Annotated in this window: 16 protein-coding genes; 6 read left to right on the top strand and 10 right to left on the bottom strand. The window is 65.0% G+C overall.

The features are described 5' to 3' along the window. The first annotated feature begins 142 nt into the window (after window positions 1–142). Together NRG74_RS05130 and NRG74_RS05125 are read left to right on the top strand one after the other, a co-directional pair. Window positions 143–853, top strand: a complete 711-nt coding sequence (locus NRG74_RS05130; protein ID WP_257705891.1) for an SOS response-associated peptidase family protein — start codon at window positions 143–145, stop codon at window positions 851–853. 202 nt (window positions 854–1,055) lie between these two features. Then, the gene (locus tag NRG74_RS05125) at window positions 1,056–1,661 is read left to right on the top strand and encodes a histidine phosphatase family protein (protein WP_307774000.1); all 606 of its coding nucleotides are present in this window, start codon (window positions 1,056–1,058) and stop codon (window positions 1,659–1,661) included. Window positions 1,662–1,670: 9 nt separating this feature from the next. Here the strand turns inward: NRG74_RS05125 and NRG74_RS05120 are convergent, their stop codons facing one another. From NRG74_RS05120 to NRG74_RS05085, 8 genes are all read right to left on the bottom strand, one after another. Continuing rightward, window positions 1,671–3,074 carry an LLM class flavin-dependent oxidoreductase gene (locus NRG74_RS05120; RefSeq protein WP_257705890.1) on the bottom strand — a complete coding sequence of 468 codons (1,404 nt, stop codon included), beginning with the start codon at window positions 3,072–3,074 and terminating at the stop codon, window positions 1,671–1,673. Between the two features lie 8 nt (window positions 3,075–3,082). Continuing rightward, window positions 3,083–4,036: an ABC transporter permease gene (locus NRG74_RS05115; protein ID WP_257705889.1), complete on the bottom strand. Its 954-nt coding sequence runs from the start codon at window positions 4,034–4,036 to the stop codon at window positions 3,083–3,085. Further along, on the bottom strand, window positions 4,033–5,022 hold the full coding sequence (locus NRG74_RS05110; protein ID WP_257705888.1) for an ABC transporter permease: 990 nt from the start codon (window positions 5,020–5,022) through the stop codon (window positions 4,033–4,035). Before NRG74_RS05110 ends, NRG74_RS05115 begins: the two co-directional genes overlap by 4 nt. Further along, the gene (locus NRG74_RS05105; RefSeq protein ID WP_257705887.1) at window positions 5,006–6,544 is read right to left on the bottom strand and encodes a sugar ABC transporter ATP-binding protein; all 1,539 of its coding nucleotides are present in this window, start codon (window positions 6,542–6,544) and stop codon (window positions 5,006–5,008) included. The genes NRG74_RS05110 and NRG74_RS05105 overlap by 17 nt, the downstream gene beginning before the upstream one ends. Next, entirely contained in the window at window positions 6,541–7,506 is a 966-nt protein-coding gene (locus NRG74_RS05100; RefSeq protein WP_160922645.1) for a sugar ABC transporter substrate-binding protein, read from the bottom strand. The genes NRG74_RS05105 and NRG74_RS05100 overlap by 4 nt, the downstream gene beginning before the upstream one ends. A 15-nt stretch (window positions 7,507–7,521) precedes the next feature. Further along, the gene (locus NRG74_RS05095) at window positions 7,522–7,878 is read right to left on the bottom strand and encodes a hypothetical protein (RefSeq protein ID WP_160922646.1); all 357 of its coding nucleotides are present in this window, start codon (window positions 7,876–7,878) and stop codon (window positions 7,522–7,524) included. 4 nt (window positions 7,879–7,882) lie between these two features. Further along, window positions 7,883–9,109, bottom strand: a complete 1,227-nt coding sequence (locus tag NRG74_RS05090; RefSeq protein WP_257705886.1) for an SfnB family sulfur acquisition oxidoreductase — start codon at window positions 9,107–9,109, stop codon at window positions 7,883–7,885. A gap of 531 nt (window positions 9,110–9,640) precedes the next feature. Then, window positions 9,641–10,537 carry a LysR substrate-binding domain-containing protein gene (locus NRG74_RS05085; RefSeq protein ID WP_257705885.1) on the bottom strand — a complete coding sequence of 299 codons (897 nt, stop codon included), beginning with the start codon at window positions 10,535–10,537 and terminating at the stop codon, window positions 9,641–9,643. Window positions 10,538–11,264: 727 nt separating this feature from the next. Between NRG74_RS05085 and NRG74_RS05080 the strand changes: the two genes are divergently transcribed. Next, a complete protein-coding gene (locus NRG74_RS05080) occupies window positions 11,265–11,798 on the top strand; it encodes a hypothetical protein (protein ID WP_257705884.1) in 534 nt (177 codons plus the stop codon). Window positions 11,799–11,973: 175 nt separating this feature from the next. On the opposite strand, the gene NRG74_RS05075 is transcribed toward NRG74_RS05080, so the two are convergent. Further along, a complete protein-coding gene (locus NRG74_RS05075; RefSeq protein ID WP_257705883.1) occupies window positions 11,974–12,960 on the bottom strand; it encodes a GlxA family transcriptional regulator in 987 nt (328 codons plus the stop codon). Window positions 12,961–13,067: 107 nt separating this feature from the next. Between NRG74_RS05075 and NRG74_RS05070 the strand changes: the two genes are divergently transcribed. After that, window positions 13,068–13,616 carry a cysteine hydrolase family protein gene (locus tag NRG74_RS05070; RefSeq protein WP_257705882.1) on the top strand — a complete coding sequence of 183 codons (549 nt, stop codon included), beginning with the start codon at window positions 13,068–13,070 and terminating at the stop codon, window positions 13,614–13,616. A gap of 62 nt (window positions 13,617–13,678) precedes the next feature. Here the strand turns inward: NRG74_RS05070 and NRG74_RS05065 are convergent, their stop codons facing one another. Then, window positions 13,679–14,248: a transferase gene (locus NRG74_RS05065; protein ID WP_257705881.1), complete on the bottom strand. Its 570-nt coding sequence runs from the start codon at window positions 14,246–14,248 to the stop codon at window positions 13,679–13,681. A 419-nt stretch (window positions 14,249–14,667) separates the two neighbouring features. On the opposite strand from NRG74_RS05065, the gene NRG74_RS05060 reads away from it, so the two are divergent. Then, a complete protein-coding gene (locus NRG74_RS05060; protein ID WP_257706557.1) occupies window positions 14,668–15,033 on the top strand; it encodes an aldehyde dehydrogenase family protein in 366 nt (121 codons plus the stop codon). A gap of 325 nt (window positions 15,034–15,358) precedes the next feature. Beyond that, the gene (locus NRG74_RS05055) at window positions 15,359–15,904 is read left to right on the top strand and encodes a ProQ/FinO family protein (protein ID WP_257705880.1); all 546 of its coding nucleotides are present in this window, start codon (window positions 15,359–15,361) and stop codon (window positions 15,902–15,904) included. Window positions 15,905–16,036 lie beyond the last annotated feature (132 nt).

Here is a 16,036-nt window from a genome sequence, read left to right as displayed (position 1 = left end):
CCGTCTGGACAACGCCCGGAGCCGGTACTTTGCACGAGCGGCAGTGTCCCATCCTGGAAGCAGCGCGCTCATTGGGCGCGCCTCAACCGCCCGGGCCCGACCGGATACCTCGGCTGCCCGCACGCCTTTCCAGGAGTCCGCCATGTGTGGCCGCTTTGCCCAGTACCGCTATGCCCTCGACTACCTGGACGCCCTGGGCGCCGCGCCGGCAGAGGTCCGCACCGGCCTGGAACCCCGCGCCCTGGGTCGCTACAACGTCGCGCCCGGCACTCGGGTCCAACTGCTCCACCAGCAGCAGGATGGCTTGCACCTGGACCCGGTGCTCTGGGGCTACCAGCCCGCCTGGGCGCGCCAGGCCAAGCGCCCGCCGGTGATCAACGCACGCGTCGAAACGGCGGCCACCAGCCGGATGTTTCGCGGTCTCTGGAAGAACGGCCGTGCTCTGGTGGTTGCGGATGGCTGGTACGAGTGGAAAAAGGACCCTACAGATCCCAAGCTCAAGCAGCCCTACTTCATCAGGCTTAAATCCGGCGAACCGCTGTTCTTCGCCGCCATCGGCCACTTCCGGTCGGCAGACCAGGCACCCCAGGAAGATGACGGCTTCGTCATCGTCACCGCCGCCTCGGACGCCGGCATGGTCGACATCCACGACCGGCGCCCGCTGGTCCTGCCACCCGCCGTAGCGCGCGAATGGCTGGACCCCGAGCTGCCCATGGAACGCGCCGCCGAGATTGGTGAGATCGAAGGAACGCCGGTGGAGGCCTTCGACTGGTATCCGGTCGGCAAGGCCGTGGGCAGCGTGAAGAACGATGGGCCTGAACTGCTGGAGCGGATCGCCGAACCGCTGGTGTAGGCGCTGACCCATGTCGGCCTCGTTATCCAGCCGGCGGCGCAGTGGGTCTGGCCCTACGGCCTCCTGCCCTTGGCGACCTTGACCAGCAAAGCGCCCGGAGCAAGGCCGCCGCAGCCCGCCAACGCTGGAGTGCCCAGCGCACGATACGCTGGGAAGTCGCCGTTATAATCACGGGATAGCCCTTGCCATGACGTAGTTGCAGGTGGCGTTCATTTCCAACCGTTTTTCTTCCGGCAACTACCCAGGTCCCATGAAAATCATACTGATGCGCCACGGCAAGCCGGCGCTGGAGAACTACCGTGCCGTCGCCGCGCGAGACATGGTCGACTGGATCGCGGACTATGATCGGTCCGAGATAGGCACGGATGCCGCCACTCAGGAGGCGATAGCCGCGACCAGGGATATCGGCCTGGCCACCACCAGCTCTGCCCCGCGCGCCCTGACTTCTCTCGCCGCATTGGGCAAGGCGCCAGCCAGCGAGGACACGACCTTTCGCGAGGCGGCATTGCCCGTGGTGCGCGTTCCGCTCCTACGCCTGTCACCCTTCACCTGGGCCTTCGTCTTTCGTCTGCTCTGGCTGTGCGGAGTGACGAAAGACTCCGAGTCCTATGCCCAGGCGAAACAGCGGTCGAGACAGGCAGCAGACAAGCTCGCCGCCTTGGTCAGTGGCCGGGACAGCGTATTGCTGCTGGGCCACGGCTTCATGAATCGACTGATCGCCAGGCAGTTGCTACGTCAAGGCTGGGTAGAAGTCAGCAAGAGCGGCAGTGGCTACTGGGGCTTTGCCGTCTATGAAAAGGCGGAATAACGGGGCGGACTAGGCCAGCACCCGTATCGCGCTTTCCTCCCGTTGCCGCGCCAGGTCGCGATAGCCGGCGGCCGGGTGGTTCTCTAGCAGCCGCGGCCCAGCGCCGCCGAGTTTTTCGCGCAGCGTGCCGGCTTGGTAAGCCTGCTTGTAGACACCCCGTCGCTGCAGCTCCGGAACCAGCAAGTCCACCACGTCGGCAAAGGTCTCGTGGGTCACCGCATAGGCCAGGTTGAAGCCATCGACGTCGGTCTCCTCGACCCAGCTTTGTAACTCGTCCGCCACGGTCGCCGGGCTGCCTACCAGTAGCGGCCCGAAGCCGCCGATGCCGACCCAGTCGGCCAGTTCCTGCACCGTCCATTGCTTGCCGGGATCGGCGGTGGAGAAGGCTTCCACCGCCGATTGGATGGCATTGGTGTGCAGGTGCTTGAGGACCTGGTCCGGGCGGTAGGCGGCGAAGTCGATGCCGGTCCAGCCGGAGATCAGCGTCAGGGCGCCTTCGTAGCTCACGTAGCCCCTGTAGTCCTGCCACTTGGCCCGGGCCTGGGCATCGCTCTCGCCGACGATGACCGTCTGCAGATTGAAGATCAGCACCTGGCGCGGATCGCGACCGGCCTCGGCGGCGCGGCGGCGGATGTCGGCCACGGTCTGCTTGAGCACCGTCTTCGACGGGGCGGCGACGAAGACGCATTCGGCGTGCTCGGCGGCGAACTGCCGCCCACGGCTGCTGGCGCCGGCCTGATAGAGCACGGGCGTGCGTTGGGGCGAAGGCTCGCAGAGGTGATAGCCCGGCACCTGGAAGTGCCGGCCATGGTGGCCGATGGGATGCACCTTGGCCGGATCGGTGAAGCGACCGGACGCGTGGTCGCGCAGCACCGCGCCCTCTTCCCAACTGCCTTCCAGCAGCTTGTAGACCACCTGCAGGTATTCCTCGGCGTAGTCGTAGCGAGCATCGTGGTCGGCCTGGGCGGACTGGCCGAGATTGCGCGCGCCGCTCTCCAGGTAGGAGGTGACGATGTTCCAGCCAATGCGCCCCTTGGTCAGGTGATCCAGAGTGGATAGCCGACGCGCGAACGGATAGGGATGCTCGAAGCTCAGGGAGGCGGTCAGGCCAAAACCCAGGTGGCGGGTCACCGCCGCCATGGGGGTGATCAGCGCCAGGGGGTCGTTGACCGGCACCTGGGTCGCCTCGCGCAGGGTAGCCTCAGGGCCGCCGCCATAGACGTCGTAGAGGCCGAGGACGTCGGCGATGAACAGGCCGTCGAACAGCCCGCGTTCGAGCAGTTGCGCCAGCTCCGTCCAGTATTCGAGATCCTTGTACTCCCAGGAGCGGTCGCGCGGGTGGCGCCAGAGTCCGGGGGATTGGTGGGCCACGCAATTCATGTCGAAGGCGTTGAGGCGGATTTCACGGGGCATGGGGGCTCCTAATGGACGGCGTCGCGGCGCCGGGCCAGTTGATTGAGGGTCAGCACCAAGAGGATCAGCAGGCCGGTGGCCACCTGTTGCCAGTAGAAATTCCAGCCCACCAGCAGCAGGCCGTTGGCGGCCACCGCCAGCAGCAGCACGCCCAGCAGGGTGCCGGGCACATTGGGCCGGCCGTGGCGATTGAGGCTGGCGCCGATGAAGACAGCGCCGATGCCATTGATGAGATAGGCATTGCCCGAAAGCGGCACATAGGCATCGATGCGCAGCGCCAGCAGGATGCCTGCCACGGCTGCGGCCAGGGCGGTGGCCAGGCAGGTGCAGAGCGCCAGGCGCCGCAGCGCCAGCCCCGAGTAACGTGCCACCAATGGCTGATTGCCCAGGGCCAGCAAGGCGCGGCCCAGGCGCCCACGGGCCAGCACCAGACCGTAGAGCATGGCCAGCAGCAACACGGTCCAGACCGCCGCCGAGACGCCGAGCCAGCTGCTCGCGGCGGGCCTGACCTCGGGTCTCAGATACAGCGGCAGGCCGCCTTCGGACAGCAGTTGTTGCAAGCTGGTGCCGATGAACAGCAGCCCCAGGCTGGCGAGGAAAGGTGACAGCCCCACGCCGGCCACCAGCAGGGCATTCGCCAGGCCGACCAGCAGCCCGAGCCCCAGGCCACCGGCGAGCGCCACGGCCAGCGGCCAGCCGGCGTTGAGCAAGGCGATGCAACCGAAGGCCGCCAGGTCCAGGGCGATACCCACGGAAAGATCAATGCCGCCCGCGGCGATGGCGTAGGTCAGCCCCAGGGCCACCAGCGCCGGCACCAGGCCATTGTTCAGCAGCAGGCTGAGCAGGTTGCCCTGGCTGAGAAAGCCAGGCGCGGCCAGGGCGAAGATCACCACCAGGGTCAGGAACAGCAACGGCAAGGCCAGGCGCAGGCCCGAGCGGCCGAGAGAAAGGGTCGCGCTCATCGGTTGCCCTCCTGGCGCAGACTCGCTGCCGCCACCACCAGCAGGATCAAGGTGCCCTGGACGCCATTGACCAGAAAGCTGCTCACCCCGAGCAACTGGAAGCCATTGCCGAGCATGCCCACCAGCAGCGCCGCCAGCAGGGTGCCACCGACGCTCGGCTGGGAGCGCCAGGAAAACACCGTGCCGAGAAAGGCGATGGCCACCACCGGCAGGAGCAATTCGCCCGACCCGGGCGTACTGCCGCTGAACCAGGCGACTGACAGCAGCGCGGCCAGGCCCGCACAGCCGCCGGCCAGCAGATAGCTGGAGAACACCAGCGTACGTACCGGCAGGCCGGCGGCGCGCGCCGCTTCGGGATGATCGCCCACCGCGGCCAACCGCAGGCCATAGCGCGTACGCTGAAGCAGCAGGGCCAGCACCAGGGCGGTCGCCAGCAGTACCCAACCTGCTGCCGGGATGCCCAGCAGGCTGCCCATCCCGAGCAGATCCAGCCAGGGCGCGCTGGCCGGTAGCACGGTATTTTCGCTCAAGACCAGTTCCAGGCCGGCCACCACATTGAGGCTGGCCAGGGTCGTGAGCAACGGCGGCAGGCCCAGCAAGGTCACCGCCAGGCCGTTGACCGCCCCCACCACCAGGCCGCAGGCCAGGGTCAGGCCGATGGCCAGCGACGCACCGTACCCCGCGTTGACCAGGGTCGCCTGGACCGCCGCGCAGAGTCCGAGATTGGCCGCCAGCGACAGATCCAGGCCCCCGGCCAGGACGTTGCCACCCCCACCGACGATCACCAGGGTGAGGCCCAGCGCCAGGATGCCCGGGATGGCGGCCTGGGCGAGGATATTGGCGAGATTGCCGCCGCCCAGGAACCCCGGCGCCCGCCAGGCGAGCAGAATGGCGATCAGCGCGAAGGCCAGCAGCGCCCCGTGGCGCCAGAGATCCAGCCACCCGCCCAGGGCGGGCGCCGCAAGAGGTTCAGGAGGCAAGGCCAAGATCCGCCCTCCCCGTCGTGTCCGCGGCCGGTCTCACCGCGCCGGTGGCGGTGGCCAGCAATTCCTCGGCGCTCAGCTCCCTGGCCGGGCGCGCCGGCAGCAGCCGTCCGCGATGCATCACATGGATGCGGTCACAGAGGTTGAGCAATTCGGGCAGGTCCACCGACAGGATCAACACCCCCGCGCCCTGCTCCACCAACCGAGCGATCTGGCGATAGAGTTCGGCCCGCGCGGCGAGGTCGATGCCCACGCTGGGTTCGTCCAGCAGATAGAGCCGCGCATCGCGGGCCAGCCATTTGCCCAGGGCGACCTTCTGCTGGTTGCCGCCACTGAGATGACGCACCGGCGTCTCCAGGTCCGGCGTACGGATGTCCAGCGCCTTGCGTAGCCGTCGTGCGGCCTGGCGCTCGGCGCCTGGCCGACGGAGACCGAACCAACTGAAACGCTCCAGGGCGGCCAGAGTGAGATTCTCGGTCACGGTGAGATCCAGGGCCACGCCCTGCTGGCGGCGATTCTCCGGCAACAGCGCCAGCCCCGCCCGCACCGCGGCCCGCGGATGGGCGAACCGCTGCGGACGTCCCTCCAGCAGCAACTCGCCCTCGGCCACCGGCAGCAGGCCGAACAGGGTCTTCAGCAACTCCTTGGCGCCCGAGCCCACCAGGCCGGCCACGCCGACCACCTCACCCCGACTTACCTGCAGGTCGACCTTGGCGAACGCACCCGGCCGGCCGAGACGCCGGGTTTCCAACAGGACGTCGCCGGGCTGTGTCTGCGCCTTGGGATAGGCCTCGCCGAGTTCGCGATTGATCATCAGCCGCGCCATGGCGGCCGCCGGCGTAACGCGGGGTTCGACTTCCGCCACCACCTGGCCGCCCCGCAGCACCGTGGCCCTGTCACAGAGGCGCTCGACCTCCTGCAGGTAGTGGGACACATAGAGCAAGGCCAGGCCCTGGTCACGCAACTCGCGCAGCAGCCTGAGCAGGCGCTCCACCTCGCCATGGGCCAGGGCTACGGTGGGTTCGTCGAGCACCAGCACCTTGGGTGTAGCCAGCAGCGCCCGGCTGATTTGCAGCAGTTGCTGTTCAGCGCTGCTCAGGTCCGCCACCCGGGTTCGCGCGCGGCAGTGCAGGCCGAAGCGCTCGGCCAGCAGCTGCTCCGCTGCCCGCTCCTGCCCACGGCGATCCAGCAACAGGCCGCGGCGCCGCTCCTGGCCGAAGAACAGGGCCTCGGCCAGGGTGAAGTTGGGCGGCAACAGCCGCTCCTGGTGGATGATGGACACCCCACGCCGGGCCAACTCACGCGGTCCGGCGCCAGGCAGCGACTGACCATCCAGGCGCAGCTCACCGGCCTCGGGGGTCACCAGGCCACCGAGCACCTTGATCAGGGTGGACTTGCCGGCGCCGTTCTCGCCGACCAGACCATGGATCTCGCCAGCCCTCAGGGTCAGGTCGACACCCGCCAGCGCCTGGGTCGCCCCGTAGCGCTTGGCGATGCCCCGTAGTTCGAGCACCGCCGTGCTCATTGATCACCCCGTAGCGCCGCTACTTGGCCCAGGTTCGCCTTGGTGGTGAGCAGGGTCGATACGTGGGTCTCCTTGGGCAGATCACGGGCGCCGGCGAGGTAGCGGGCGACGTTCTGCACCGCCGTGCGGCCCATCAGCGCCGGTTGCTGGGCGACCACCGCGCCCACCGGGCTGTCGTCACGCTTGAGTAATTCCAGCACCTCGGGCGTGCCGTCGACGCCATAGGTCTTGATCTCGGTACGCCCGGCCTCGATCAGCGCCTGACTGGCGCCAAGCTGGGGAATGTCCCAGGCCGACCAGATGGCGGCGATCTGGCCCTTGGGGTACTTGTTGAGCAACGCGGCGATCTGGCCGCGGGCGTCCTGCACGGTATTGGGGATCACATCGCGCAGCTCGGGCTGGATGATCTTCAGCCCCGGATGGGCGTCGAGCACCTTGCGCAGCTCGGCGTAGCGGATGGCGCACACGGGCACGCCCTGGAAGCCGTTGAAGACCAGGATGTCGCCCTGGCCACCGGTGTCCTTGGCCAGTTGCTCGGCCAGTTCACGCCCGGCCGCGGCGTTGTCGGAGGTGGTGTTGTTGAGGCTGTACCGGGACGGCGCATCGATGGTGAACAGCGGGATGCCGGCCGCCTGGATGCGTTTCAGCCAGGGGTCTATCACGCTCAGGGTACCGAGGGTCTGGATCACCGCATCCGGTTTCTGGGTCACCAGGGTCTGCAGCTGGGTCACCAGGTTCTTGTCGTTACGGCCGGCGTCCAGGGTGATGGGCGTGCCGCCCAGCCGCTTGACCTCTTCCACCTGGGCCTGGAAGGCCTTGAGATCGAAGTAGTGGCTGGTGCCGGTCATGCTGATGGCGATGCGCTTGCCGGCCAGCGAGGGGACCTCATCCGCAAACGCGAGGGCGGTGGTAGCCAACAGCGGCAACAGCAGGAGGGCACGGAACAGGGTACGAAGGGCCATGGGAATCCTTTCTTTTCAGTCGCTGATGGTCAGGTGGTGCTCACCCAGGAGGCGCTTGAGGTCACGGGAGGCCGGGCCGGCTGAGCGGTGCGCGACGGTTTCTGCCAGCCATTCCCGCTGCAGGTCGGCGGCGAGCTGGCGGGCACTGTCGGCGGCCAGGCGGGCCTGGATCTGCCGTACCGGTCCGTCCTCGGCGGCGCTGGCACGTTGCAAGGCGCGCGCCGCGGCCAGGCGCACCTGAAGATCGCCGACCGCGGCGATCACCAGCGGGTCCTGGGCGCGCGAGTCCTTCGGCAGTTCCTGTCGCAGTTGCTGGAGGAGGTGTTCGGCGAAGGTCAGTTCTTCGTGGGTGACAAGGGCGAGATCGGTCATGGCATCAGTTCCAGGCGTGACGCGGCGGCTCGACGCCGTTGAGCAGATAGTTGCCGATCAGGTGGTACTTCCAGCGCACCGGATCGTGCAGCGTGTGGGTGCGGGCATTGCGCCAGTGGCGGTCATGGCCGAAACGCGCCGAGACGCTGCGGGTGCCGCCCAGTTCGCAGAGGCGATTGGCGGCGGCCAGGGCGATCTCGGTGGAGGCGACCTTGGCCTGTCCCACCACTACCGAAGCCTCGGCGACGCTGGCCGCGGACGGCTCCGCCAGCGCCCGGTCGACGGCCACGCCGGCTTCTTCCAGCAAGGCCTCGGCGGCGGCCAGACGCCAGCTCAGGTCACCGATCAGCACCTGGCTCAGTGGGTCTTGCCAGCCATGCGCGAGCCCGCTGTCGGTCCAGGGCCGCGCCAGCCGGGTGGCGGCCAGGGCGGCAGCGAAGGCGCCGCGGGCGATGCCGACGTCCACCGCCGCCTGGATGATCTGGGAGACCGGACCATCCGCCGTCGGCCGCTCGAACGCCTTCCAGGCGGGCAGTACCGCGCTGCGCCGGACACTGACGCCCTTGAGCTGCACCCGACCGCTGGCGGTGGTGCGCTGGCCGAAGCCGTCCCAGTCGTCGATCACCGTCAGGCCGCCGGCATCGCGCGGCACCAGCGCGAGATGGGCCAGGCCCGCCTCGTCCAGTGCCACCGTGGGAACCACGTGCGCAAAGAGGGCACCGGTGCAATAGGCCTTCTCCCCATCGATCCAGGCGGTATCCCCAGTGAAGCGGATACGCGTCTCGAACTGGGTGACGGTCTTGCTGCGCGCCTCGGAGAAGGCATTGCCGAAGCGATAGCCCTGGAGCACCAGGCCGAGGTAGTGGCGCTGCTGGTCCGGGCTGCCGGTCAGCAGCAGGTTGTTGACCACGCCCAGATGATTCTGCGGTAGCTGGCCCAGGGAGGGATCGGCTGCGGAGATACGGGCGATGACTTCGGCGACGGTGCCGAATCCCACCCCCGCGCCGCCGAACGACCGCGGTACGGTGATGGCCCAGAGACCACTGGCCGAGAAGCGCTCGATCTCGGCCCAGGGCAGGCGTCGCTCCTGGTCACGACTGAGCGCATCGCGAGCGAAATCCTCCGCCAGGGCAGCCGCGGCATCGAGTGCCTCGGCGGCGTCGCGCAAGCGCGTGGCAGGACGTTCGGGGACGGCACGGGGAACGGTATTGTGCGAGGTGGCGACGGCCATGCAGGGACTCCCTTGGAGGTGACCCCCAAGCTGGAGCACGAGCTATGCCATCGGCGAAAAATCAAAACTTATCAGTGATTTATATTAAAACCCGGGCATCTGGAAGTTGCTGACCAGACACTTAAGCAGACAACTGTTGTCCAAGGGGCAGTCCTGAAAAACAGCACGGGCAAGCCGTGACCATTCTCCGGGGCCAGGACTCGGTTCAACTGGCAAGACGAGACGTCCGTGACGCTCAGTGAAGCATCTGACTCAACAGGCGCGCGCTCTACCTTACTTATCCCTACTAGCAGGCAAGGCTTCTAGATCTACAAACAGCCAAGGCGCGGGAGCACTATCATGGATACTTTCAGGCAAATCGGCTGATGATCGGTACAGGCAGCTTGAATTACTTAGTTAGAAAGTATCAGATATTGGTGAAGCACTCTTTATCACTAACGAATTTTTTACACCTGCTTCATCCTTCCAGCACCAAGAATCGCAGCGTAAGGAACGAGGCTTCCGCTTTATCCAAGTGATAAGCGAAGTAATTTAACGTCTGGCCGCCTCGGCCTCCCCTTCAATCCAGTCGAAAAATTTACCCACAGACTCCACACGCTCTCGACCTGCCACGCAGACGACTGAATACGTTGGGCCAGGCAGGGTGACATGCGGTTTGTATGGCGTTAAAAGACCTAGCTTGAGGCTTTGCTCAGCTAATACCGTGCTAGCCAACACAATGCCAAGTCCGGCCGTCGCTGCCTGTAGGGCGAAATGCTCATCATCATATTCACGATAGAGACTTCGATCAGCCCAATCCTCATGACCAGCCGCCTTACACCACACCACCCAATCCAGCGGAATAGAGGATGGCGTCGGCCAGCGCACCCTAATCAGCACCGGTGGAACCTCGTGATCTCGGCATTGCCAGCCGGCATAGGAATAGACTCCAAACCTTTCACCCATGAGCTCCCTAGAATACAACTCCTGGGCCCCATTGTCGGGCACGCATCGAATAGCCGCGTCGATCGAAGCATCCCTGGCAAGGTCGACCAACTCGTTGCTGGCTCTTATATTGAGCTGAATATCCGGATGTCTTTCGTAAAACCCCGAAACCCGCGGAATTAGCCATAACGCCGCGAAGGCAGAGGTTGTAGAAACGTTGACAACCTTGGTGGCGCACCGACCCGTAAATTGCTCGACGGAACACGCTAAATCAGCTAATGCTCGCCCCGTACCTGAGAACAGCTTTTCTCCCTCTATCGTCAACACGACGCTACTTGACGTTCTTGCGAACAGCGTGACACCTAAATACTTTTCGAGATTTTTTATCTGGAGTGAAATAGCCGCAGGAGTAACGAATAGCTCTTCAGCTGCTGATTTGAATCCTCCAAGCCTAGCGGCAGACTCGAATGCCCTCAGCGCCGTCAATGGAAGTTTAGCGAACACGCTCCACCCCTGTCGATAAGAAAAACTTAGTCAGGTTAATTTCAAATAAATTGCCACTAATATCACAGCAAAGCAAGATAAATAGGGGCATGTACTTCCTTTCGCGAGCCCCACTATTACTGGACTTTTAGTTTACCTAAGCCACGCTTCGCAAGGAAAACCAATGACTGGAAAAGAGTATCCACTTTTCTACTTCTCCGCGGTCCTTGCCATATCCGGGACCATAGGCTATCACACCTTGATGAAGAGAATCCCCGAAGGGGTCAATCCTCTGGTCTCCATCTTGGGAATCTATATAGCTATCGTGATTCTGACTGCATTCTTTCTGCCATTCTTCATAGGGAGTGACATATTACGCACTAGCATAAGACAACTGAATGGACTACAAGCAGGAATTGCCCTCTGTATCCTGCTGATGGACTGGGCTTTCTTCTCATGTATAGAAGCGGCTGGAGCCTAAGCACCGGAAATATCCTAACCGGGACGGCTGTCAACGTTATCCTGGCTTTTATTGGAATTATATTTCTAAAAGAAAATATTTCTACCATCAATGCAGCCGGATTAATTCTTTGCCTGTTCGGTGTAGTCCTAACCGGCTATCAAAACAGTGAAACCGCACAAAAACTAGATGCCGTAGCTACTCAGACGTCAACACAAGGAAACACCTCCAGCGCACCTACCAACCAAGCCACTGAATAATTCAGCATGGACCTCCAAGGACAAGCCTATGAATTCCAGACGCTGTAGCATCGAAAACTACATTCGAGCGAAGGACGAAAATCGACCTGACCTACTACGACACGCATTTGACGTTAACGCCACAGCAGCCTTGACCATCAATACAAAAAATATTTCTTTTCCTGGCGTCCTATACGGCTTGCCCGATATTTCTGAGACATTAGTGCGGCGCTTCAATCAAACATATGAAAACATATACACCTTTTGCATCGGAGATGCTCCCCTGAAAAGGGCGACATCTCATACCTCCCGGTGGCTGGTCGGGATGTCCGCCAAAGACTCAAAGGAAGTACGCATCGGCTGCGGGCTGTACGAGTGGTCATTTGATTCTGAAAGTGGGCATGTAACCTATCTGCATATTCGTATAGATCGCATGCAAACAGGGCCTGTCTACGAATTGGAACCCTTGATGGATTGGCTGCGCACCCTCGACTACCCGTGGTGCGAAGGCAGAAGCCTCGCATCCCAAGCGCCTAGGTTGAGCGCTCTCGAAGATATCCTTCCGTATCTGGCATCTAGTTAATCAATCAGGTTGCGCAGCAGCAGGTCTCAGGCTCGGAGCGGCTAGCGGCTAGCGGCTAGCGGCTAGCCGCTAGGTGTGCCTCAGATCCATGGCATGACTCAAGGCGAGCTCAGAAATTTTCTCACGCCAGAGCTTCAAGCAAGATCCAACGGTCGTTAGCTATAGATCGATTACCTCACCGCCCGCCCGCAACACCCCCGAACCGCCGCCGATAATCTCCCGGGCTCAGCCCAACGACGCGGGTGAACACCTTTCTGAAAGCCCCCGGATCGCTGTAGCCCACCTCCCAGGCGACCCGTTCGAGGGGCAGCCGGCTGGTCTGCAGCAATTCCCGGGCGCGCCCGACGCGCACTTGCTGGCCGTAAGCGGTGGTGGTCATGCCGGTGGCCTGGCGAAAGCGGCGCAGCAAGGTGCGCGGTTCGAGTCCGGCGCGCTGGGCCAGGGTGTCCAGGGCGAGGTCCTGGGCGCCGGTTTCCTGCAGCCACTCCTGCACGGCGAGGACGGCGCTGTCGCCATGGCTCAGGCGCGGCGAAAAGGCGCTGTAGTAACGCTGCTGTCGCCCCGGCGGGTCGATGACCAGGATGCGCGCGGTGTTGAGCATGTGCTTGGCGCCCAGGTAGCGATCGACCAGGCGCAGGCCGAGGTCGGTCCAGGCCATGAGACCGCCGGCGGTGACGAGGTCCTCGCCATCGATGAGCAGTTGATCAGCTTCTAGATCTACCCTGGGGAAACGGGCGGCGAAGCGCTCGACATGGAGCCAGTGGGTGGTGGCGGTGCGGCCGTCGAGCAGACCGGTTTCCGCCAGCAGAAAGGCGCCGGCGCAGATCGAGGCCAGACGCACGCCCGCGCCATGCTGCTGGCGCAGCCAGTCACGATAGGGCGCGGCCGCAGCCGGTGTGATCGGCTCCGCCAGACTGGGCGGCAGGATCAGCACGTTGGGTGAGCCGCTCGTTGCGGGTAAGGAGTCGTAGACCCGCCTGGGCGCCGCGTCGCCCTCCTCCAGCCGCCAGTGGCTGACCCGCAAGCGGGGCCGCTCGGCATCCTCCGCGGTGCCCGTGAAGCGCCCGGCGATCTCGAACAGATCGGTGAGGCCGTGCACCGTCGCCAGTTGCACACCCGGATAGAGCAGCAGACCGAGTTCGATCGGCGGTTGATCGTGCATGTGTCGCTGGCACCCCTGAAGTTGTCGGCCGCGCCCCTTCGCCGGAAGGCGGGGCTGGCCAATCATGGCCGGACCTGAAAGCCGAAGCATCTTCCGAGGAGCTGGACATGAGCAAGCACGCCGTTGTCGTCATCGATCTGCAGAACGAATACCTCCCCACCGGCAAATTGCCCCTTACCGGTATCGAGACCGCAGTCGCCAATGCCGCCCGGATCATCGCCCACGCCCGTGACCAGGGCGTTCCGGTGGTCCATGTGCAGCATCAATCGCTCAGCGCCGAGGCGCCGATCTTCGTGCCCGGCAGCGACGGCATCGAGATCCAGGCCACCGTCGTGCCCCAGGCCGGCGAGCCGGTGGTGGTGAAGCACTATCCCAACGCCTTTCGCGAAACCAACCTGAAACAACTGCTGGACCAGCGCGGTATCGAGTCCTTGGTGGTGGTGGGTGCCATGAGCCATATGTGTATCGACGCCGGCGTGCGCGCCGCAGCCGACATGGGGTACGCCGTGACCGTGATCCACGACGCCTGCGCCACCCTGGATCTGGAGTTCGGGGGCGTCAGGGTGCCGGCGGCCCAGGTGCATGCCGCCCTGATGGCGGCGCTGGCCTTCGCCTATGCGACCCTGGAAGCCACCGACGCCTATCTCGCCGACTGAGAGGGCGCCGCGCCCGCGGCGGCGTCCGGCACCCCCTGGTCGATCAGCCCCAGCCGCACGACTCAGGTGCCTGACGGTAGCAGGGCGCCCGGCGCGATGACCGCATTGGCGCCCAGCCGGCAGCCGTCGCCGATCAGGGCGCCGAACTTGACCACCCCGGTGTCGATCACCTGGTCACCGTGGCGGATGCGGATGAGCGCGCCGTCACTTTCGTTGCGGTAGTTGGCGACGATGGCACCCGCCTCCAGATTCACCCCACTGCCGATCAGCGAATCCCCGACGAAGTTGAAGTGGGCGAGCTTGCTGCCGTCCAGCAACAGGCTGCTCTTCAGCTCACAGGCCGGGCCTACCACGCAGTGGCTGCCGAGACGGACGCCCCCGCGCAGATAAGCGCCCGCGGCCACCAGGGTGCCGGGACCGACGATGACTGGTCCCTTGAGCACGGCACCGGGCTCCACCACCGCCGTCTCGTGGATGGCGTTGTCGCCCTCGCGGCGATAGCCGGGACCGAGCCGCGCCAGCAGCACCCGGACGTGGTGCTCACAGGCGCTGGTGATCGTCCAGGGCAGAGCGGGCTCCAGGCCCAGGCTGGGCCAGGCGGCGATAAAGCGACTGATATCCAGGTCAGGCATGACGGCCTCGGCAGTGGCGGGAAGCCCTGGATTCTGAACCAGGCCATGGCCGGATGCCCGCACCGGCCGGCGAAAGATTCAGCCGTCGCGCAGGCGCCCCAGATGCTCGCTGAGCATGGCCGCCAGGGTGCGGCAGGCTCTGGTTGCAGGGCACCGCGATCAGACCAGCGCCTTGCTGGCCCTGCTCGAACTCGGTGCGGCTGGCGCTGGCCGCGTCCAGGCTGAATACTGCCGTCGTCTCCGAGTCGCCCCCTCCCTGCCCTCTGCGGGCTGCTCGACCAGGCCCAGGCCGCCGGCGCGCGGTTGATCCACGGCGGCGCGCACGATGCGGCCGGGCGTTACCTGGCACCGACCCTGCTGGACTGCTCGGCCATCGACAGCCCCTGGACAGCCAGGAACTCTTCGGTCCGCTCTTGCCGGTGATCGCCTATGACGATCTGGAGGAGGTGCTGCAGCGCATCGATGCCGGCGCCAAGCCCCTGGCACTCTATCTCTGGAGTCGCGATCGCGCGGTGCAGCGGCGGGTCGTCGCCCGCACCAGTTCCGGCAGTATCGGCCTGAATCTGTGCATGCAGCAGTACACCCAACTGCACCTGCCCTTTGGCGGTGTCAATCACTCCGGCAGCGGCAGCGCCCATGGCCAGGCGGGTTTTCGCACCTTTTCCCACGAGCGTAGCGTGCTCGCCGCCGGTCCGCTGCTGGCCGTTCGTCTGCTGCTGCCGCCCTATTCGCCGTTCAAGCTGCGGCTGGCGCAGTGGGTGTCGCGCCTGACCGGAGGCGGCTAGGTCCAGTACGAGAAGTGCCTGCGCATTGGCGATGCTTCGTTGAAAAACGCTTCGAAATGCTCATTTACCGCACGTAAACTGCGCTTCTTCAGCTTTTTTCACCTCGCCTCCCCTTCGCTCGGCGACTTTCGTACAGGACCCGGAAAACGCCCAGGAGGGCACACCATCCGCCGGGAATGACGCTTCCAAGGATGCACGAGTGGCGAACCACCCCTTAGAATGACGGACCGCCAGCCTTGGCCGTGCCAATCTGCAATCGGCGCGGTCCAAGCCCGGCATGGGTTACCCTTGCACGTGAATTCTATTTGGAGCGGTGAGCTGAACGATGGGCTTTGAGCAACTAGCTGAACTACGCGACCGCCTGCGGGCCGAAAAAGCGCAGGTAAAGACCGAGAGCAATGAGCGGCCGGCGCGGAGACCTTCACCGAAAGCCAAGCCCCGCGAGCAGAAGCCACGCGAGCAGGATCCGGTGGTCGAAGGCATCCGCCGGCTGCAAAAGCACTTCCCGCTGGCCTTCCCGGTCAATCCCGCACCCAAGGTGCCGCTCAAGGAAGGCATCCTCAAGGACGCCGAGCAGCACCTGGAGCGCCTGGGCATCACCGGTGACCAGCTCAAGCAGTCGATCGCCACCTGGTGTCGCGGCACCCGCTACTGGGCGGCCATGACCGAAAACGCCCCACGCCTGGATCTGGATGGCCAGCCAGCCGGCACCGTGACCGCCTCTCAGGCGGTCTATGCCAAGCAGCAGGCACGCCGCCAGCGCGCCCAGGCCCGCCGTGAGCAGGCCAAGACCAAGGCGGAAACCGCCGCGCCCGCCGAGGGTGAAGCGGCCGCAGCCGTCGCCGCTCCGGTGGATGACGCCTCGGCCTGACGGCAGCTCCGCGCCTGATCCGGGACACGGCTCCCAACGGCGCGCGACCTGACAGGCGCCCCGGTCAGCAGGACCGGGGCGGCCGTTTCCGTTCGCTTGATTGACCCGTGCAGCCCCGAGCCGCACCTGGGT

This window comes from Pseudomonas oryzihabitans (assembly GCF_024652905.1).
GTDB lineage: Bacteria > Pseudomonadota > Gammaproteobacteria > Pseudomonadales > Pseudomonadaceae > Chryseomonas > Chryseomonas benzopyrenica.
This window is presented reverse-complemented; position numbering and strand designations above follow the sequence as displayed.